19 protein-coding genes are annotated in these 20,724 nt (G+C 57.3%); 14 read left to right on the top strand and 5 right to left on the bottom strand.

Annotation, left to right across the window (positions count from 1 at the left end):
* The first annotated feature begins 74 nt into the window (after positions 1–74).
* Positions 75–809, top strand: a complete 735-nt coding sequence (locus tag OS242_RS19630; RefSeq protein ID WP_267153388.1) for a glycerophosphodiester phosphodiesterase — start codon at positions 75–77, stop codon at positions 807–809.
* Positions 810–855: 46 nt separating this feature from the next.
* On the opposite strand, the gene OS242_RS19625 is transcribed toward OS242_RS19630, so the two are convergent.
* Positions 856–1,212: a spore coat protein gene (locus OS242_RS19625; RefSeq protein ID WP_267153387.1), complete on the bottom strand. Its 357-nt coding sequence runs from the start codon at positions 1,210–1,212 to the stop codon at positions 856–858.
* A 27-nt stretch (positions 1,213–1,239) separates the two neighbouring features.
* On the bottom strand, positions 1,240–1,656 hold the full coding sequence (locus OS242_RS21345; RefSeq protein ID WP_323372981.1) for a hypothetical protein: 417 nt from the start codon (positions 1,654–1,656) through the stop codon (positions 1,240–1,242).
* A gap of 236 nt (positions 1,657–1,892) precedes the next feature.
* Between OS242_RS21345 and OS242_RS19615 the strand changes: the two genes are divergently transcribed.
* On the top strand, positions 1,893–3,626 hold the full coding sequence (locus tag OS242_RS19615; protein ID WP_267153386.1) for a DEAD/DEAH box helicase: 1,734 nt from the start codon (positions 1,893–1,895) through the stop codon (positions 3,624–3,626).
* Between the two features lie 72 nt (positions 3,627–3,698).
* On the opposite strand, the gene thiO is transcribed toward OS242_RS19615, so the two are convergent.
* Positions 3,699–4,829 (bottom strand): glycine oxidase ThiO, encoded by a 1,131-nt coding sequence (gene thiO, locus OS242_RS19610; RefSeq protein ID WP_267153385.1) that lies wholly within the window; start codon positions 4,827–4,829, stop codon positions 3,699–3,701.
* Positions 4,830–4,845: 16 nt separating this feature from the next.
* Positions 4,846–5,517 (bottom strand): thiamine phosphate synthase, encoded by a 672-nt coding sequence (gene thiE, locus OS242_RS19605; RefSeq protein ID WP_267153384.1) that lies wholly within the window; start codon positions 5,515–5,517, stop codon positions 4,846–4,848.
* Positions 5,518–5,702: 185 nt separating this feature from the next.
* Here thiE and hepT point away from each other — a divergent pair, with 185 nt between their 5' ends.
* From hepT to OS242_RS19585, 4 genes are read left to right on the top strand one after another with little or no spacing between them, the layout of a single operon-like run.
* Entirely contained in the window at positions 5,703–6,137 is a 435-nt protein-coding gene (gene hepT, locus OS242_RS19600; RefSeq protein WP_267153383.1) for a type VII toxin-antitoxin system HepT family RNase toxin, read from the top strand.
* 20 nt (positions 6,138–6,157) lie between these two features.
* On the top strand, positions 6,158–7,141 hold the full coding sequence (locus OS242_RS19595) for an ABC transporter ATP-binding protein (RefSeq protein WP_267153382.1): 984 nt from the start codon (positions 6,158–6,160) through the stop codon (positions 7,139–7,141).
* Positions 7,138–7,938: an ABC transporter permease gene (locus OS242_RS19590; protein WP_267153381.1), complete on the top strand. Its 801-nt coding sequence runs from the start codon at positions 7,138–7,140 to the stop codon at positions 7,936–7,938. Before OS242_RS19595 ends, OS242_RS19590 begins: the two co-directional genes overlap by 4 nt.
* A 4-nt stretch (positions 7,939–7,942) precedes the next feature.
* Entirely contained in the window at positions 7,943–8,737 is a 795-nt protein-coding gene (locus tag OS242_RS19585; protein WP_267153380.1) for an ABC transporter permease, read from the top strand.
* Between the two features lie 104 nt (positions 8,738–8,841).
* On the opposite strand, the gene OS242_RS19580 is transcribed toward OS242_RS19585, so the two are convergent.
* A complete protein-coding gene (locus OS242_RS19580) occupies positions 8,842–9,600 on the bottom strand; it encodes a 3D domain-containing protein (protein ID WP_267153379.1) in 759 nt (252 codons plus the stop codon).
* Positions 9,601–9,740: 140 nt separating this feature from the next.
* Here OS242_RS19580 and OS242_RS19575 point away from each other — a divergent pair, with 140 nt between their 5' ends.
* From OS242_RS19575 to OS242_RS19540, 8 genes are all read left to right on the top strand, one after another.
* Complete coding sequence (locus tag OS242_RS19575; RefSeq protein WP_267153378.1) at positions 9,741–10,928, top strand: trans-sulfuration enzyme family protein; 1,188 nt, start codon at positions 9,741–9,743, stop codon at positions 10,926–10,928.
* Positions 10,929–11,153: 225 nt separating this feature from the next.
* The gene (locus OS242_RS19570) at positions 11,154–12,914 is read left to right on the top strand and encodes a 2-oxoacid:acceptor oxidoreductase subunit alpha (protein ID WP_267153377.1); all 1,761 of its coding nucleotides are present in this window, start codon (positions 11,154–11,156) and stop codon (positions 12,912–12,914) included.
* Positions 12,914–13,777, top strand: a complete 864-nt coding sequence (locus OS242_RS19565; RefSeq protein WP_267153376.1) for a 2-oxoacid:ferredoxin oxidoreductase subunit beta — start codon at positions 12,914–12,916, stop codon at positions 13,775–13,777. The genes OS242_RS19570 and OS242_RS19565 overlap by 1 nt, the downstream gene beginning before the upstream one ends.
* A gap of 345 nt (positions 13,778–14,122) precedes the next feature.
* Entirely contained in the window at positions 14,123–15,097 is a 975-nt protein-coding gene (locus tag OS242_RS19560; RefSeq protein ID WP_267153375.1) for an SAF domain-containing protein, read from the top strand.
* A gap of 18 nt (positions 15,098–15,115) precedes the next feature.
* Positions 15,116–15,817, top strand: coding sequence for a hypothetical protein (locus tag OS242_RS19555; protein WP_267153374.1), 702 nt, complete (start codon positions 15,116–15,118; stop codon positions 15,815–15,817).
* A 4-nt stretch (positions 15,818–15,821) separates the two neighbouring features.
* On the top strand, positions 15,822–16,661 hold the full coding sequence (locus OS242_RS19550; protein ID WP_267153373.1) for a chromosome partitioning protein ParA: 840 nt from the start codon (positions 15,822–15,824) through the stop codon (positions 16,659–16,661).
* Positions 16,661–18,613: an ATPase, T2SS/T4P/T4SS family gene (locus tag OS242_RS19545; RefSeq protein ID WP_267153372.1), complete on the top strand. Its 1,953-nt coding sequence runs from the start codon at positions 16,661–16,663 to the stop codon at positions 18,611–18,613. The genes OS242_RS19550 and OS242_RS19545 overlap by 1 nt, the downstream gene beginning before the upstream one ends.
* Positions 18,603–20,696, top strand: a complete 2,094-nt coding sequence (locus OS242_RS19540) for a hypothetical protein (protein WP_267153371.1) — start codon at positions 18,603–18,605, stop codon at positions 20,694–20,696. The genes OS242_RS19545 and OS242_RS19540 overlap by 11 nt, the downstream gene beginning before the upstream one ends.
* Positions 20,697–20,724 lie beyond the last annotated feature (28 nt).

Raw genomic sequence — 20,724 nt, 5'->3', positions numbered from 1 at the left:
AAGTTCATTTTGCAGTTTGGTTGGAGTGGGGGATAATAGAGATTAAACACAAAATGAGGATGGGATGGTCGCATATGGTACATGCACGTAGCAAGCCTCGCAATCTGGCACATCGGGGTGCGTCCGCTCTGGCTCCGGAAAACACGATGGCCGCGTTTCGACTGGCCGAACAACTGGGGGCGGACGGGTTTGAATTTGATGTGCAGGTGACGCGTGACGGCGTGGCGGTGGTAATTCACGACGAGTGGCTGGACCGCACGACGAACGGGAAAGGCTGGGTGTTTCAGCACACGTTTGAGGAAGTGCGCCGCTTGGATGCCGGGTCGTCGTTTGGCCCGGAGTTTGCCGGCGAGACGATCCCGACGCTTGAAGAGGTGATCGCCGCGTTTGGCGAGCGGATGTTTTTGAACATCGAGCTGAAAAATTCGTACTTCGACATGCCGGGTCTGGAAGAGAAGACGATCGAGCTGGTGCGCCGGTACGGCGTGGAGCAAAACGTGATCGTGTCGTCGTTCCACCACGGCTCGATGCAGCGGTTCCGCCAACTGGCGCCCGACATCCGCACCGGGCTGCTCTATGACTGCTACATCGTCGATGTGGTCGAGTATGCGAAAAAGCTCGGAGCTTCCGCGTTGCATCCCCTGTTTGCGGGGGTCAAGCCGGAGGTTGTGGCTGCGGCAAAAGCGAACGGATTGGAGATCAACGTCTGGACGGTGAACGAGCCGGACCACATGCGGCTCGTGCTGGCGGCCGGTGTCGATTCGGTGATCACCAACCACCCGGATCGACTGCGCGAGATGTTGAAATAAAAAACAAAAGGCTCCCTTTTGCAGGGGGCCTTTTGCGTGAAAGTGACTACTGCGGATAAGGGAATTGGCCCTGATAGTTTTGGAACTGCTGGTAGGCCAAAGCCACCTCGCTCAGTTCCTCTTGCGGGAGCTTGTACCAGCCGTTGTTGAACATCTGTTCGAAGCAGACGCGGTGTGCTTCGTGGGTTTCATTGAGGATCCGAAGCACCGTGTCGTGCAGCTCGCGGTGCGACATCTCATAGCAGGAGATGTTGTAGCCGTGGGTGAGGTATTTTTCGGTGGCGAGCACGTCGTTGAGCCGGTCGCGGTCGTTCATCTCAGGTCCCTTGACTTTCGGCAACAGGCCCGGCTTTTGTTGTGTCATCATGATGTGTTCCTTGGTGTTGGTCGGCAGTTGTTGCATGGGGGCACCTCCGATTCAGATTTCAGATTATTGAACGGACTGCGGGTTGAAGTACTGCAAAAGCGAGTTGTAATGGCGCTCGTGCATCATCCCCACTTGGTTGATGAGCTGAGCGGTCTGCGGATCTTGGCACTCAGCGGCGTAGTGGGCGCATTTTTTCATGGCCAGCAGTTCCCAGGAGAGATGATCTTTGAGGTAATTGAAATCTTTGGTGGATAGCTGTGCATACTGACCTTGGTACTGCTGGCGGATCTGCTGTTTCATCTGTTGTTGCTGGCTTTGCGGCTGCTGGCTTTGTTGCTGATGATGCGGGTGATAGCCATACTGGGTTTCACCCATTTTGTAGGTCATCTGCGCTTGGTAAGGGGATTGCTGCATATGCTCCGGATGCCAGCCCCCGTACCCGGACATCCGATGTTGTTGGTCGTGTTTGTTTTGAGGCATTTCGATCACTCCTTTGTTCAGGTTGGCACTGATGATTTTGGTGCCATTGTATAATGTGCCTTAGACCTCGGAACAAATAAGTGGAAAAAATGTTCGCTTTCACCTTGTTTTTGTAGTAATATAGTATTTTGGAACTCAAGAAGGACCGGTGGTCTCTGATATTTTGTTTGTAAGTCGTGCAAAACGGGGCACATTAGAACCAAGAGGTTCTTCGAAATACAGGAGGAATACAATCGATGGCAACTTTCCAAGAATTAAACGTACGTGAAGACATTTTGAAATCTCTCGAAGAGATGGGCTTTGAGGAAGCGACGCCCATTCAGGCCGAGACGATCCCGCTGGCACAAAGCGGCACCGACGTAATCGGTCAAGCGCAAACGGGTACCGGGAAGACGGCAGCGTTCATCATCCCGACCCTCGGCCGCATCGACCGCGAACGCAACGCAATCCAAGTGCTCGTGCTGGCACCGACCCGCGAACTGGCGATCCAGGTGGCAGACGAGACCGGCAAGCTCGGCAAATACTCGAGAGCGAGCGTGCTCCCGGTCTACGGCGGTCAACCGATCGACCGTCAGATCAAGGCGCTCAAGCGCAACCCGCACATCATCATCGGTACGCCGGGCCGCATGCTCGACCACATCCGCCGCAAGACGATCAAACTGAGCGAAGTCACGACGGTCATCTTGGACGAAGCGGACGAAATGCTCGACATGGGCTTCCTCGAGGACATCGAAGCGATCCTCGCAGAAGTGCCGACCGAGCGTCAAACGCTGCTGTTCTCGGCGACGATGCCCGACCCGATCCGCCGTCTGGCAGAGCGTTTCATGAACAACCCGCAGATCGTCAAGATCCAACCGCAAGGCGTGACCGCTCCGAAGATCGCGCAGATCTACTATGAAGTAGCGGAGAAAAACAAGATCGACGCGGTGACCCGTCTGCTCGACGTGGAATCCCCGGAGCTCGGCGTGATCTTCTGCCGCACCAAAAAAGGCGTCGACGAACTGCAAAAGCTCCTGCAAGCACGCGGTTACCTCGCGAGCGGCCTGCATGGTGACATGACGCAGCGCGAGCGCGACCATGTTATGCACCAGTTCCGTCAAGGCACCATCGACCTGCTGATCGCGACCGACGTGGCGGCGCGCGGTCTCGACGTGGAAGGCGTCACGCACGTCATCAACTACGACATCCCGCAGGACGTGGACTCCTACGTTCACCGCATCGGCCGGACCGGCCGCGCAGGTCGCGAGGGCAAGGCGCTGACCTTGATGACCCCGCGCGAGTTCAAACTGCTGCGCATGATCGAGTCTTCCATCGGCAAGCGCATCCACAAATCGCTGCTGCCGACGCTGGCAGAACTGAAAGCTCGTCAACAATCGCGCATCCTGGAGAAGATCCTGAACAACATGGACGACATCTCCTCTCAATATGAAGAGTGGGCGACCGAACTGCTCAACCAGCACGACTCCGTGCAGGTCGTAGCAGCGGCGCTGAAAGTGATCGGCGACGACATGGTCGGCGAAAACGACCTCACCTCCATCGACAAGAGCCTCGACGAAGTCATCGACTTCTCGAAACGCGCTCGTGAACAAGCAGAGCAACGTCGTCGCGAAGGCGGCGGCAACCGTGGCGGGTATGGCCAGCGTACCGGCGGTGGTGGTTATGGCAACCGTGGCGGCGGCGGTGGGTACGGCAACCGTGGCGGTGGCGGCGGTTACGGCAACCGCAGCGGTGGCGGCGGTTACGGCAACCGCAGCGGTGGCGGCGGCTACGGCAACCGCAGCGGCGCTACCGGCGGCGGCTATGGCGAGCGTCGCGAAGGCGGCAGCTACGGCGAGCGTCGTGAAGGCGGCTACCAAAAGCGTGAAGGCGGCGGTGGCTACGGCGAACGTCGTGCATCCGGCGAACGCGGTGAAAACCGCGAAGGTCGCGAAAACCGCGAAGGCGCAGGCCGTCGTCGCACCCGCTTCTAGGAGCGGCGCATCAAAAAAAGCACATCTTTTCCGGTGACGGAAGAGATGTGCTTTTCTTTTTATGACTCGTCTCTAGGAAATACGTATTTTCCGCTCTACGGCGAACGGGGTCAGATCGACAGACAGTTCCTGACCATTCATCAACTCGGCCATCACCTTGCCGGTGATCGCCGAGAGCAGCACGCCATTTCGGAAATGTCCCGATGCGACGAAGAGGCCGCCGAGTCCCTCGACCTTGCCGAGGAAGGGCAGTCCGTCAGCCGAGCCTGGACGAAGGCCGGCCAGCGGCTCCGCAAAAGGAAGTCCGCCAAGCGACGGCATCAGTTCCACCGCTCGTGAAGAGAGCGACGCCAGCGAGCGCAACACCGGGCGACGGTCAAATCCGGCCTGCTCTTCCGTCGCGCCCACGTAGATCTGACCGTTGCGCTTGGGCAGGATGTAGCAGCCGTGGGTGTAGATCGTGAACGGCGTCGGCGGTCCATAGGCGTCGAGCAGAAACGACTGGCCTTTGACCGGGTAGATCGGCAGGTCCAATTCGAGTTGGTTGGCGAGCAGTCCCGTCCACGCGCCGGTGGCGAGAACCACCTGATCGGCACGAATGTCGCCGTCCAACGTTTTGACGCCGACGACCGACCCGCGCTCCAACAGAAACCCGGTCATCGCCGTGTGCTCCAGATACTGCGTCCCGAGTCGTTTCGCTGAAGCGGCCAGCGCGAGCAGGAACTGCGGATTGCGCACCTGATGGTCGTCGGGGAGGTACAGTGCGCCGTGCCCGGTGGAGACGAGATCGCCCAGTTCCCGGCGCAGGTCTTCGTCTTCAAACCAGATCGCGCGCTGCCCGTGCTCCGTCTGCCACCGTTGCCGTTCCAGCAGGTCAAGGCGATCCGATTCATCGACGGCGACACGAAAAATACCGGGCGTCTGCAACTCCATGTCGATACCGGAGAGCTCGATTAATTCCTCCCGCAAGGCGGGGAACAGAGCGCGGCTTTGCACCCCGAGATCGTACATCGGACCTGGCGCATGCATCTCCACCTGTGCACCGAGCATCCCGGCTCCCGCTCGCGTCGATTGCGAGCCGAGCGTGTGCTTTTCAATCACCAGCGTCTGCCGGCCGCTCTTCGCCAGTTCATAGGCGATCGCGCAACCGATAATGCCGCCGCCGACGATCAAGGTCTCCGTATGGCGTGTGTTTTCGAGCATCGTCACCGACCCCTTTCTAGTCCCTGCCTGGCAATGCGATGCGCGGGCGATGCGGGGACGCGTCCATTTTCTCACGGAGCAGGCGGGTGGCCTGCGCCGGATCGTCGTCCTGCATCACCGCGCCGATCACGGCGATCCCGGCCGCGCCGGTAGCGAGCACTTCGTCGATGTTGTCCACCGTGATCCCGCCGATGGCGAGTACGGGGATGTTGACCGCCTCCACCACTTGGCGCAAAGCGGCGAGACCGCGCGGGGGCAGGCCGGGCTTTGAATGGGTGGCAAAGATGTGGCCGTACGTCACATAGGTGGCACCGAGCCGCTCTTGCTCCTGAGCTTCTTCGACACTGTGTACTGAACAGCCGATCCATTTGGCGTCCGCTCCGCCTGCAAACAACGGACGGGCAACAGGTACCGGCAGACTTTTCGCCGCCAGATGCACCCCGGCCGCATCCAAGGCGAGCGCAACATCGGCGCGGTCATTGATCAACAGGCGCGCGCCTGCTTCGCGAATCACCGGATGAATCGCGTGGCCGATGTTGTAGATATCGAGAGCCGGGGCAGCTTTATAACGCAGTTGAATCACGTCGGCGCCGCTGCTGACCGCCTTGTGTACAATCGAATGGAGGTCATTCACTTGGCGTTGGCCGTCGGTGATGACATGCAGTTGAAATCTCGTTTCGTGGCTCAAAGGTGAAACCCACTTTCTCTGGAAGATCGTCCTGACATAAAAAACGCCACCCCAGACGGAGCGGCGGTTGAATTTTCAAGATTATTGTAGCCCTTCTGCTTCAAATCGTCAACAAAGCCGGGCAGCATGCACAAACCCGTCACTATTGGTACAATAAGAGGGTATCTATGGAAGGAGAGACCTACATGTTCATCACCGATTCGCATCGTCAACAAATTCGCACCTATCTCAACGCGATGGAGCAGCAGTTCGACGTGCTCCAGCGTCTGAAGCCGCACTCGTTTGAGGATTTCGAGCAAAATCCCGTGCTCCAAGCGGCAGGCGAACGTTCCCTGCACATCGCATTGGAGTGCCTGACCGATATCGGCAACATCATCATCGACGCGCTGATCATGCGCGACCCGGCGAGCTATGAGGATATCTTTGACATCCTGACCGAGGAAGGCGTGTTTACGCAGGCGTTCCACGATCATTTTATTGAAACGGTTCGATTCCGCAAAGGGCTGGCTCACGAGTACCTGACCTTGCAGACAGCCACCGTGTATCAGCAGGTGCAAAAACACGCGGACGACTACGAGACCCTGCGCGATTCGATTGCCCGCTACGTCAAACTGGCGTAGTCGGGGAGGAGCGGGCGCTTATGCAAAACGGGATTCACGTCGAGCACCTGAGCAAGCATTTTAAAGTCCACGAGCGGGAGGCCGGAATGGGCGGAGCATGGCGGTCGTTGTTTCGCCGCCAGTTCCGCACGGTGACCGCCGTGGACGAGATCTCGTTTCACATCGAGCCTGGGGAGATCGTCGGTTTTCTCGGGCCGAACGGGGCGGGCAAGACCACGACGATGAAAATGCTCTCCGGGCTGCTCCATCCGACGTCCGGCGAGTTGCTCGTCGGCGGGTACAAACCGTTTCAGCAAAAAGCTGCGTTTAAAAAGCGGATCACCCTCGTCATGGGGCAAAAATCCCAACTGATCTGGGACATCCCGGCGATGGAGACGTTTCTTGTCAATCAGGCGATCTACGAGATCCCGGATGCCCAGTTCAAAGAGACGGTGGGCGAACTGATCGATCTCTTGGAACTGGAACCGCTGCTCAAAAAGCCGGTGCGCAACCTGTCCCTCGGCGAGCGGATGAAATGCGAACTGGCCGCCTCGCTCCTGCATCGCCCGGAGATCATCTTCCTCGATGAGCCGACCATCGGCCTCGACGTCAACATGCAGGAGACGGTGCGCCGTTTTATCAAAGCGTACAACGAGCGGTTCAACGCCACCGTCCTGCTGACCAGCCATTACATGGCCGACGTTACCGCCCTCTGCAAGCGGGTGATCATCATCAACCACGGCAAGATCCTCTTCGACGGCGATCTGGCAGCTCTGGTGCAAAACCTCGCGCCGTACAAAGTTGCGAAACTGACCTTGTCCGCACCGGTTGAAAGGGAGCATCTGCAAACGTACGGCGAGATCCTGCATGTCGAATACCCGGAAGTGTCGGTCAAACTGCCTCGTGCGGACGTATCCGGCGCATCGGCGAAGATCCTCGCCGAACTGCCGGTGCAAGACTTCACCGTCGAAGATCCGCCGATGGAAGATGTGATCGGACTGGCGTTTGCGGGGGAGTCGGCATGAAAACGCTGTGGCGCGTGTACGCTCGAAGCATGAAAGTGCACTGGGCGATCTTGCTGGAATACAGGGGCGACACGCTGTTTTACATGATCGGCTCGTTCATCTACCCGCTGGTCACCCTCGCCGTCTGGCTGGCGATCTCCGCCGGGGGTGAGGTGGGCGGCTACGGGCAGCGCGATTTTATCCTCTATTTTCTCGCCGTCCTCTTTGTCGCACGGCTGAACGGTGCGTGGGACACGTGGGAGATCGAGACGATGATGCGCGAAGGCACGCTGTCCAGCTACCTGCTCCGTCCGTCGGCGTTCATTCATTGGCGGATCGCGGAAAATCTGGTCTACAAACTGCTCTACGGCGTGCTGATGCTCGCCGCGTGGATGATCGCCTGGCCGTTTACCGATGTCGTACATATCTCGCTCGACCCCGGCTTTCTCGCGGTGGTGATCGTCGCCATCCTGCTGGCGAGCGTCATCGCCTACATGTTTCAGTACTGTCTCGCGATGCTCGGCTTCTGGACGACGCGCATGCTCGCCATCGTCAATCTGATGGAAGCGGTCGGCCTGTTCCTCTCCGGTCGGATCGCACCGTACTCCTTCCTCCCGGACTGGGTGCAGGCGACGCAGAGCTTCACGCCGTTTTACTGGCTGCTCGGATTCCCGGTCGACGTGATCACCGGCCGGGTCTCGGGTCCGGCCGTTTGGTCGGGTCTTGGTCTGCAGGTATTCTGGGCGGTGCTGTTCATCGCGCTCTACTTCGTGCTGTGGCATCGTGGCCTGCGCAAATACAGTGCGGTGGGAGGGTGATGAGATGAGACCGTTTTACTACCTGACCTTGCTCTTGCTCTTGTTCAAGCTCTCGATCTCCGAAGAGATGGAATACCGCTCCAACTTTTTCGCCAACATCCTCAACACGCTCTCCTCCGTTCTCTTCGCCCTGCTGACGTTGCAGGTGTTCTTCCTCCAGACGGACGAGATCGGAGGCTGGACGTTTGAGCAGGTGTTGGTGCTCCTCGGGGTGTTCAACGCGCTGGACGGGGTGGTGGAGATGGTGCTTCGTCCGAACATCGGGCGGATCGTACAGCACATCCGCAAAGGGACGTTCGACCTGATCTTGATGAAGCCGGTCGACTCGCAGTTTTATTTGTCATTTCGCCATATCGTCTTTTGGCCGATCACCGACGTGCTGCTCGGATTTGGCCTGATCGGGTATGCGGCCGTGTCGATGGGCATCCAGGTCACTGTGCTGAACGTCGCCCTGTTCCTGCTGATGTTCGGCATGGGGGTGCTCACCCTGTATGCGATCTGGATGATCCTGATGACGATGTCTTTCTGGTTTGTAAAAGTGGAAAATCTGACGTTCCTGTTCTCCTCGCTGTTCGAAACGGCCCGCTTCCCGGTGCAGGTCTACAAAGGCGCGCTGCGATTGCTCCTGACCTTCGTCTTCCCGGTCGCGGTGTTGACCACGTTTCCGGCCGCTGCGTTCACCGGGGCGTTGACGTGGCGCGACGCGCTGATCTCTTTGCTTGTGACGGCGGTGCTCGTCACGGTGGCACGGCTGTTTTGGAAGACGGCGTTACGTTACTACACCAGCGCGAGTTCTTGAGAAAACTTTACCAAGATGCAGTAGCCAAATCCTAATGACCAGTATTATAGTAGGAATATAAGAATTTACATGTAAAAAGCCAAAAAAGATACGAGGGAGCCCGATCAGGACTCCCCCGTACCTTCTTCGAGGATGTATATGTCCACCGCTTGCTTGACACCAAAATGCCGGGCATACTCGTCGTCGTTGTAAAAGACGTCGATGTGCCGGCCTTTGACGGCACCGCCTGTGTCTTCCGCATAGCGCACGCCGATGCCGGGGATGTACACGACGCTGTGCATCGGGATCAACTCCGGGTCGACGGCGATCGTGAGGCCTTCCTTGGCGATCCGGCCGCTGGCCGTGACGCCGTAGCCAGGATCGCCCGGATGTTTGCCGGTCGATTCGAACGCGTTTGTGTAGGCGGTAAGCGTGCAGCCTTGGATTTTGCGCAGGTAGCGAGACGGTTCGCCCGTTTGGCTCAGCACCATCCGCTCGCCGACGTCCGCCAGTTCGTCGCGCGATTTCGGATGTTTGATCGTTTTGACGGGCACTTGCAACTGTTGACCGATCGACAGTTGCGCCGGATCGATCGACGGGTTGTGCTTTACGATGTCCTCGATGCGCGTGTCGTGCTTCGCTGCGATGTCAAACAGGGTGTCGCCAGCCTGCACGCGGTACGAGGTGATCTCGGCGGTGATCGCTTTTGTCGGCTGTGCCTGCGGGGCAGCAGGCGGAGGCAGGGTCACGCTGCGGGAGACGGGCGGTGTCGGAGGCAGCAGACCTTCTTGTGCGACGTTTCCGACCGAGTCAGTGAGATGACCGCTCGTAAGCAGCAGCGTGGCTGCGAACAGCAAGGTCATCCCGATACTTCGCGGTTGCATGATAGTCAGTCACTCCATTTCGAAGTGTGGGTTTACAAACTCCTTTCTAACGTGTCCTATGGCAAGGCAGACTATGCATGAGCCGCACAGGGGCATTCTAAAAAGAAGAGCAGAGGCAACTCAAGGAGGCGTCATTTCTAATGAAGAAACATGATTTTAGCAAGCTCGGATACAACACCCGCATCTTGCATGCCGGCCATCGCGTCGACCCGGTCACCGGTTCGCACACGCAGCCGATCTACCAGACGTCGACGTTCGTCTTTGAAGACGCGGATCAAGGGGCGGCCCGCTTTGGCGGCACCGATCCGGGCTACAAATACAGCCGTCTTGGCAACCCGAACACCGACGCGCTTGCCGAAAAGGTCGCAGCGCTGGAAAATGCGGAGGCGGGCCTGTGCTTTGGCTCCGGCATGGCGGCGATCTCGACGGTGATGTTCAACCTCGTCAAAACGGGCGACCATGTGATCGCTGCCGATGCGCTGTACGGCGCGACGTTCGCTCTCTTTGAAAAGACGCTCAAAGGCCGCTACGGCGTGGAGATCGACTGGGTCGACACCTCCGACGTGGAGGCTGTGCGTGCAGCGATCAAACCGAACACCCGCGTGATCTACCTCGAAACGCCGGCCAACCCGACCTTGAAGATGGCCGACATCGCCGCGATCTCCGCTTTGACGGAAGGCACCGACATGAAAGTCGTCGTCGACAACACCTTCATGTCGCCGTACTTCCAAAAGCCGATCGACCTCGGTGCGCACGTCTCGATCCACTCGGCGACCAAGTACATCGGCGGTCACGGCGACGTCGTCGGCGGCATCGCCGTCGGCTATGCGGACATCATCAAACCGCTGTTTGCCGACCTGAAGGAGATCGGCCCGATCATGGGTCCGTTCGACGCCTTCCTGCTCAACCGCGGCGTCCGCACGCTGGCACTGCGCATGGAGCGTCACAACGACAACGCGATGAAAGTCGCGCAGTATCTGGAAAATCACCCGGAAGTCGTCAAAGTCTACTACCCGGGCCTCGAAAGCCACCCGCAGCACGAACTGGCCAAACGCCAGATGACCGGCTTTGGCGGCACGATGTCGTTTGAAGTCAAGTCGTTCGAAAAAGGCAAGTCGCTGATGAACAACGTCAAACTGATGCATCTCGCCGTCTCGTTGGGCGACGTGCACACCTTGATCCAGCATCCGGCGTCGATGACGCACGCGATCATGCCGAAAGCAGAACGCGAAGCATCCGGCGTCACCGACGGCCTGATCCGCCTGTCGGTGGGCATCGAAGATGTGGAAGACATCATCGCCGACCTCGAGCAAGCGTTGAAAGCGTAACGCAACATTCTGACAGAACCTGGCCACTGCCAGGTTCTTTTTTTGTGCTGTCTCATAGATTCGACACGCTGTTATACCGCCCGGTCGAGAGCTGTTTTGTAACAATCACCAGTTCAAATCGAAAAAAAGGGCGATATTTGTGCATTTGCCCTCTACTTTTTTTCCTCCATCACTGATACAATGTTAGAGAATAAAAGAAACAGATACTCTTGAGGGGTGAACATAGTGATCAAAGACCTTGGCTGGAAAGTAGGCGGCGCACAGGGCGAAGGGATCGACTCCACTGGTGAGATCATCGCACTGTCCCTGTTCCGACTCGGCTATTATGTTTCCACATATCGTCACTTCATGTCGTTGATCAAAGGCGGCCACACGAACTATAAAGTCCGCGTGACGTCCGAACTGACCAACCATCATGGCGACGCGCTGCATATGATGTTCGCGTTTGACCAAGAATCGATCAACCACAACTTCCACGAGCTGGTAAACGGCTCGATTCTCGTGTACGACACCGCGATCAAAAACGCGGAAGCACCGGAAAAAGACGGTGTGAACGTCTGCGCGATCCCGCTGACCGACCTGGCAAAAGAAGCCGGTTCGCCGATCATGAAAAACATGGTCTCCGTCGGCGTCACCGCGGCTGCGATCGGCCTTACGCCGGACGACTTCCGCTCTGTCGTCGTCGACCGCTTCGGCTCCAAAGGCGACGAGATCGTCGAGAGCAACATGGCAGCGATGCGCAAAGGCTACGACTACTACAATGAAAACTTCAACCATCGCCTGGAACTGCCGGATCGTCCGGAAGTGAAGGAAGAGCGCCTGTTCATCTCGGGCAACGAAGCGACTTCCCTCGGCGCACTGGCTGCAGGCTGCCGTCTGCTCGCTCAGTACCCGATCACTCCGGCGACCGAAGTCATGTACCAGCTGATCAAGCAATTCCCGAAGATGGGCGGCGCGTTCATCCAAGCGGAAGACGAGATCGCAGCTGTCATGATGGCGATCGGCGGCAACTATGCGGGCGTTCGCACCATGACCGCGACCTCGGGTCCTGGCTTCTCCCTGATGATGGAAGCACTCGGTCTGTCCGGCATCTCCGAAACCCCGCTCGTCATCATCGACGTGCAGCGTGCGGGCCCTTCGACCGGCCTGCCGACCAAGACCGAGCAGTCGGACGTGTTCGCGATCCTGTACGGCTCGCACGGCGAGATCCCGCGCATCGTCCTCACCCCGCGCAACGTCGAGGAATGCTTCTACTACACGATGGAAGCGTTCAACCTCGCAGAAAAATACCAGTGCCCGGTCATCGTCGCTACCGACCTGTACATGGGCATGAACAAGCAAACCGTGTCGTCGATCGACTTCGACAAGTTCTCGATCAACCGCGGCAAGCTGATCTCCGACGAAGAGCTGGCAGAGCTGGAAAAAGGCGCGTTCAAGCGCTTTGACGTCTCCGTGGAAGACGGCATTTCCTACCGTTCGATCCCGGGTCAAAAGAACGGCCGTTTCGTCGCGATGGGCAACGAGTCTGACGAAGTGGGCGTCGAGATGGAAGAGCCGGTGCTGCGCACCCTGCAAATGGATAAGCGCGCTCGCAAACTGGCGAACTTCAACGACAACGCAGGCTTCGACTATGCAGGCGCTGCAAACGCAGAGCTGCTGCTCGTTGACTTCGGCTCCACCGGCGGTCTCCAGTACGAAGTGTTCAAAGCTCTGGAAGCGGAAGGCGTATCGGTCGGTCACCTGACCATCTCCCGCATCGCGCCGTTCCCGATGGAACTCGCGGGCTACCTGAAGGCAGCCAAAAAGATCCTCGTCTCCGAACTGAACTCCACCGCGATGCTCGCGACCCTGCTCAAGCAGCAAGTGGGCGAACACGCGAAGTACGAGTCCTGCCTCAAATACAGCGGCGATCCGTTCCTCTTTGAAGAGGTGTACGCGAAGGCGAAAGAAGTCGCCGACAGCTTGAAGAAAGAGGTGACCCTCTAATGGCAACGCTTGTTGATTTCCGTGCGGAAAAACCGAACTGGTGCCCGGGTTGCGGCGACTTCACCGTCCTCGCAGCGCTGCAAAAAGCAGCGGTCAACCTCGGCCTTGAGCCGGAAAACATGGTAACCGTCTCCGGCGTCGGTTGCTCCGGCAAGATCTCCCAATACATGGGCGGCTACGGCTTCCACTCCCTGCATGGCCGCTCCCTCCCGGTCGCGACTGCAGTCAAGACGGCGAACAAAGACCTCACCGTCGTGGCAGCAGGCGGCGACGGCGACGGCTACGGCATCGGCATGGGTCACTTCCTCCATGCAGTCCGCCGCAACGTCGACATCACCTACATCGTCATGGACAACCACATCTACGGCCTGACCACCGGTCAAACTTCGCCGACCACCGACAAGGGCATGAAGACCAAAACGTCCCCGACCGGCGCGACCGAAGAACCGGTGCATCCGCTCCAGATGGCGATCATGGCGGGCGCAGGTTTTGTCGCTCAAGGTTTCTCCGGCAACCTGAAGCAACTGACCGAGCTGATCGAGAAGGGCATGCAGCACAAAGGCTTCTCCCTGATCAACGTCTACTCGCCGTGCGTCACCTTCAACAAGGTGAACACGTATGACTTCTACAAGGAACACCTCGTCAACGTGGACGAAGATGCTTCCTACGACCGGACCGACCGTTTCGCCGCGATCAAAAAGATCGAAGAAACGAACGAGAACCTCGTAGGCGTCATCTACGAAAACACCGATCGTCTGGCGTTCCACGAAGCGATCTCCACCTTCCCGGAAGTGCCGATTGCGAAAAACGATCTGCAGATCTCCCGCGAAGACTGGAACAAAGTCGCAGCACAATTCAAATAAGACCTGTCCGTTCGAAAGAGCTGTCCCTGTAAAGGGGCGGCTCTTTTTTCACTACATGAGAATAAATGCAAAACTGATATTTAAAAAGAATTGCCAACACTTTCTAAACCTCTGCAACAGCGATATTTATTGTATCTTTTTCCCAAATGCACTATAATAAAACTCGACTGGAAGGTTGGAATGAGTAGAGTCTAATGGGGGACTTCAAAGAATCATTACACAGCGAAGGGTGAAACAGGAATGTCAGTTCTGCGACAGAGGACAAGTCAGCGCACAAAGAAGCTACTGACAGCCGGGGGGATTGGGGCTGCTATCATGGGCGTCCTATCATCCGGGTTGATACTCATGACGTACAATCAAATGGATAAAAAGCAAGAGGAGATGGAAGCGCGGTACCAACAGATGATCGAGGAACAGCGCACCTTGCTCGAACAGGAGCAAGCCAATCGCCAGAAGGTCTATGTGATCAACCGGGACGTGCCGGCGGGCACGCTGATCTCCGAGGCCGATCTGGTGGCTGTCGACATTCCGGAAACCGGCGTGCCGGCGAACGCCATCTCCGATGAAAAATATCCGGTGGGCAAATACACCAAGATCGAGATCAAACAAAACACACCGCTGACCGCCGCGATGTTCTACGACGAAGGCATCACGCCAAACGATGCACGGATGCAAGAGTTTAAAGTCATCTTCCTGCCGAGCGACCTGGCCAAAGATCAGGTGGTGGACGTGCGGATCAAGTACCCGACCGGCCATGACTTCATCGTGCTCGCCAAAAAGAAAGTCAAGAGCCTGGTCGAAAACACCGTCTCGCTGGAGATGGAAGAAAAAGAGATCCTGATGATGTCAAGTGCCATCGTCGATGCCTACCTGAACAACGGCATGATCTATGCGCTGACCTACGTCGACCCGACGGTTCAGGAAAAACCGGCGGTCAACTATCCGCCGAAACCGGAAGTGCGCGACCTGATCCTTAACGATCCGAACGTGCTGTCTGCTGCCAAGCGGGGGCTCGAAGAGCGGATGCGCACCACCTTGGACGCCGACCTCGCCGAAGTCGACGAGAACGGCAAGGCCAAACAAGTCGGCGGCATCATCGAAGAGCGGGCGTACAACAAGCCGCCGGGCTGGAAGATGTCCACGCCGCCGCCGCAGCCGAGCCAGAACGGTACGCCAAACGGAACCAACGGCAATACGGGAACGTCCGGCTCCGGAACCAACGGGGGCACGTTACCTGCGACCGGCGGCTCCGCGACGCGTCAGCCCGACCAACAAAAGTCGCTCTTTGACCAACACACCAACGACTCGGTCGCACCGTAAGCGAAGGAGGCACATCAGATGAAACGCATCATGTTTATCGGGGCTTGTGACAAAAGCGACCTGTTGCTCTACGTCAGCAAACTGCTGACCCAAGCGGAGCAAAAGGTCCTCCTCGTCGACGCGACCCGCGAACAGTCCTACTCCTACGCGGTGCCGAAGATCGATGCGGAGTACAAGATCACCGAGTTTGAAGGTTTTGACGTCGCGCACGGGCTGTTCCGCTACGATGAGTTGGAGGATTATTTCCACTCCAATCAAGAAAAACTCAACAGCTACGACGCACTGATCATCGACACCGACCGGGCCGAAGACATCGGTCACTGGGCGGAGATCGAACATCACCTGCTCGTCTCCACGTATGACAAGCCGACCATCGAGAAAAACGTGCATCTGGTCCGCTCGCTGTTCGCCACCCGCGACAGTTCGGAACTGCGCATGTTGAAAGTGATCGTGCAAGAAGTGGCCTGCGCGATCACCGAAGAATACATCGAGTCGACGTTGACTGAGTTTCCGATCCAATGGACGGAGCCGTCGTATCCGGTCTATTTTGACGAGACCGACTATGCGGTCAAGATCGACAATCAGTTCAACTACCGACTGAACATCAAGCCGCTCAGCAAAGATTACAAAGTCACGATCATGGAGCTGGCTCAGCTCATCTCCGGGCTGCCGGACGGGGTCGTCAAAAAAGCGCTGAAGCTGGCGGAGAAGAGGAAGTGACATCATGGGACAAGTCGCATTTTGGGGCAGTGCCCACGGTCAGGTCGCCACGACCGCCAATGTGATCGCGTCGGCGACGATCATCGGCCTTGAATACTCGCTGCGAACGCTGGTCGCGCACACGCACTGGTCGCGTTCGACGCTGGAAGCGGCGTTTCTCAAACACGCCGCCCACCGGGAGGAGAGCCTGTTCGATTTCTCCGACACCGGCATCGACGCGCTGGAACGGCTGGCCCGCAGCGGCCGCCTGTCGCCGGAGATCATCCAAGACTACACCAAGCCGATCCTCAAAGATCGCCTCGACCTGCTCAGCGGCACGACCAAGCCGGACGAAGAGATGTTTGCCTCGATCCATGAAGTGATCCCCGGCATCTTCGCGACGGCGAACCGCTTCTACAACCTGTCGCTGATCGACGTCAACTCGGGGCACCAAAACACGCTGACCAAAGCGGTGCTGGGCTCCTCCGATCTGATCGTCGTCAATTTGAACCAAAACATCTCCTTGCTGGAGCGCTTTTTCTCCAAAGAGGACTGGCCGGACGTCTTGAACGAAAAGCCGTTCATCATCGTGCTCGGCCAATACGATGCCGAGTCCAAATACACGGCGACCAACATCGCCCGCCGTTTCCGCTACAAGGGGCCGATCTACACCGTGCCGTATTGCACTGGTTTTATGGACGCCTGCAACGACCGCAACGTGCTGGACTTCTTCCTGCGCAACCGCTACGTCGCCAAAGGGCATGAAAACTACGCCTTCATTCAAGAGGTGAGCAAGCTCGGCAAAGCGATCCTCGAACATCTGAAGATCGACGTCGATGCTGCGCTTGAAGAGGGGATCTTGTAATGATCTCCTACTTCACGCTCAACCTGATCCTGATCGGTCTGGTCGTTGCGCTCGCTCTGGTGTTTCTCTACTTCAAACTGACCGACAAAAAGGCTGCGGCGCTGAAACCGAAAGCGGAAGAGAAGAAATACAACCTCCCCGCGATGACCGACTTTGTTAAAAAGACGCTGAACGAGATCATCAACAGTAACCTCTACGACCTCGGTCTGTCGGAAGAAGAGTTTCGCCGCCGCAAAAACAAGCGCGCCGAGCTGAAAAAAGCGCTGAAAGGCTGCACGAGCGGCGATATCACCGACAAGAACTACGTCAAATACTTCATCTTCGACCTGTTGCACAAATCGTACGGGCTGACCGACGCCAACATCGACCGGATCATCCCCTTCGAAGACCGCAACCGGCTGACGGCACAGGACAAATTTGAGATCCTGCTCCATCATTTCAAAAAGAAGCACAAATACGACGCGCTCAGCGAGATCATCAAAAAATACGACCTCGACCGGCCCAAGCGCGTCATCGAAGGCGGGCAGACCGACTCGTTCATCATCACCGAGGGTGAGATCGACCACATTTACAAAAAAGAAGTCCGCCGCCTGACCTTTGAGGACAAGCTGCACATCATCGTCCAGCGCATCTACCAGTCCTACAAAGGGTTTTCCGTCATCGACGAGATCCGAGATATGAACATCGACGGCGTCTCCGGCGGTGTGTCGGGCATCCCGGCGTCGCACATGTTGAACTTTTCCGAGTTTGAGATGTACGCCGACCAGATGAAGAAAGTGCCGCAGTCGCACGACTCGATCTGGATCTTCTACAAAGGCAAATCGGTTCACATGGCCTTCCTGACATTCGGTACGGAACTGGAGCTGAAGCGGGTCTGCCAAAACATCTACAAATACAACAACCCGGGCCAATTGTCCGAATCGAACGGCTTTAAAGTCAACGAGATGAAAGACGGCTCCCGCGTCGTCGTCGTCCGTCCGAACTTTTCCGAATCGTGGGCGTTTTTCGTCCGCAAATTCGACGTGCCGAACGCATCGTTGGAACAGTTGATCCGCGACCCGAACGCAAAGCTCGCCATCGGCACCATCGAGTATCTGGTCAAAGGCGCGCGCGTCACAGCGGTCACCGGCGCACAGGGCACCGGGAAGACGACGCTGCTGATGGCGATGGTCAAATCGATCAACGCCGCGTTCAACATCCGCGTGCAGGAGATGGCGTTCGAACTGCATCTGCGCAAGATCTACAAAGACCGCAACATCCTGAGCTTCCGGGAGACGGAGACGATCTCCGGGCAAGCGGGTCTCGACGTCCAGAAAAAGACGGACGGCACGGTCAACATCCTCGGCGAGGTCGCGACCGATCCGGTCGCCGCGTGGATGATCCAGATGGCGCAGGTGGCCTCCTTGTTCACTTTGTTCACGCACCATGCGAAGACGTTTAAAGACCTTGTCCTGTCGCTTCGCAACTCGCTGCTCAAAGTCGGCATGTTCAACAACGAGACGATCGCCGAACAGCAGGTCGTCGCCGTCGTCAACTTTGACATTCACCTCAAGCGCGACTATGACGGCCGCCGCTACATCGAGCGGATCACCGAATGCGTGCCGATCGATGAAGAAGTGCCGTACCCGGAGTCGTACAAGCAGGGGGCCAATCTCGATGAGAAACTCCAGATGTTTCTCGAGACGGCGACCGAGTATTTCAAGCGGACGACCGACCGCAAATGGTTTGAATCCCGCAACATCGTCGAGTTCCGCGACGGCGCGTACGTCGCCGTCCACCCGATCTCCGAGCGCAACCGCTTGGAGATGATGGAACACATGTCGGCCGAGGATGTGCAGGCGTTCGAAGCGTTTGTCGCGGCTCATTGGCCGACTCCTGCCGCAGAGCCGGATGAACTGAGCGAGTTTGAAAACTTCCTCCAGGAGCATAGGGGGGAGACGCTTGAACCTTAATACGATCCTGTACTCGGTCCTTGCCGTCTCGTTCCTGCTGTTCCTGCTCACGGTGATCGTCTGGAAAGTCCTCGACCGTCGCAAGCCGCAGACGACGCTCTCGAAAACGTATTACCAAGAGATGATGCAGCCGGACGTCTCACGCTGGCGGCTGCGGATCTACAATTTTTATCAAAAGTCATACGTCTACTTTTCGCGCACCCCGTTTCTGTCCGGCTACATCTGGCGGATTCGCAAGCGGCTGAACTCGATCCATTCCTATGATGAGTTCTCGATGCGCAAAGAGACGATGAAGATCACGCTGTGGACGCTCGGCACGCTGACGATCTCCTTTATCGTGCTGGCGTATATCAACCCGGAGCCGAGCTTTCTGTTTATGGTCGTGATCGCGATGTTCGTCATGCACGGGATGCTGGTCGACACGTTTATCAACCGGGTCGAGGACCGGCTGCTCAAGCGGCTGGCTCACCTGATGACAGACGTGCGCCATCAGTATCACCAGCACGGCATGGTCGAAGAGGCGATCTACGAAGCATCGCAAAACCGCCACTTCGAAGCGTCGGCACACGGGGAGAAGATCTACGACGTGCTGACGGCGAACGACCCGGAGACGGAACTCGAGAACTACTACGAGTCGGCGCCGAACCGCTTTTTGAAAGGGTTTGCCGGCATCTCGTACATGACGAAAGAATACGGCGACAAGATGTTGCAAAACGGCTCGATGTATCTCTCGTCGCTGAGCCGTTTGACCAACGAGATCAACCTCGAAGTGCTGCGTCGGGAAAAGATCAACTACCTGATGCGGGGGCTGACGATGATCGCCGTTGCGCCGATCCTCTTCACCACGCCGGTGGAGAAGTGGGCGAGAAACAATTTCCCGACGATGGACGAGTTTTACAGCGGTGAACTCGGATTTGTCACCAAGATGGTCGTGTTTGCGGTCATCCTGATCTCCTACATTCTCTTGCGCAAGATCCAAGAGAACGACGAAGGCAAATACGCAGCCAAAGCATCGCGCATCCGCTGGGAGCAGAAATTGTACGAGCATGAAAAGTTGGGGTTTGTCAGACACATTGTGGACCGCTTTGTGCCGGGGGAACATACGAAGCATTATTTTCGGCTGACTGTGATGCTCAAGGACACAAACTCGCCGCTCACCTTGGAATGGCTGTATCTGCAGCGTATCCTGTTGAGTCTCGCTGCGTTTTTCATCGCGGTGTCCACATTCTTTTACATGCACCACATCACCAAGCAGAGCGTGTTGTATGAACCGTCGCGCAACGTGCTGATGTTTGGCAAATTGTCACCGGAGGAGGAGCAGAAGGCCCTAGAGATCACAGACAGCGACCGCGCGATCATCGAGAAATTTCAACGGGAAAACCTGCCCCTGACGAAGGAGCAACTGTTGACCGAGGTACGGGCGCAGGCCGGGGACCAACGCCTCACCAAAGAGATGGAAGAGGCGAGCCTGCTCCGCATCACGAAGAAGATGGAGAAGTTGGAAGGCCAGTATTTTAAATGGTGGGAATTGTTGATCGGGGTCGGAGTCGGGCTGGTGGGCTATTACGCGCCGACGTGGGTGTTGTTTTTCCAACTGCGGATGCGGCAGATGGACATGCAGAACGAAGTCGACCAGTATCACACGATCATCGCCATGCTCAGCGAGTATGAACGGATCTCCGTCGAGAACATCCTCGAATGGATGGAGCGGTTTTCGGCCGTGTTCCGCCGTCAGCTGCAGGAATGTCTGCTGAACTACGAGGCCGGCGCGTGGGGCGCGCTGGAGCAACTCAAAGACGAGGTGCCGTTCCTGCCGTTCACGCGCACCATCGAGCGGCTGCAGGTCGCCGTCGAAAAGATCCCGATCCGGCAAGCGTTCGACGATCTGGAAGCGGAGCGGCAGTTCTATCAGGAGCAGCGGAAACAGCATTATGAAAAGGTGATCAACGAGAAATCCTCGTGGGGCAAGATGATCGGTTTCCTGCCGATGTACGCGCTGGTGTTTCTCTATCTGGTCATCCCGCTGATCTGGATGAGCATGACGCAGATGTCGACCTACTTTACACAGATTCAAAACCTATAGACACAGCACAACAAGGCAATGGGAGAAT

The organism is Tumebacillus lacus (assembly GCF_026410385.1).
Classification (GTDB): domain Bacteria; phylum Bacillota; class Bacilli; order Tumebacillales; family Tumebacillaceae; genus Tumebacillus; species Tumebacillus lacus.
Note: the sequence above shows the minus strand (reverse complement) of the source record. Positions and strands in the feature narration are given on the sequence as shown.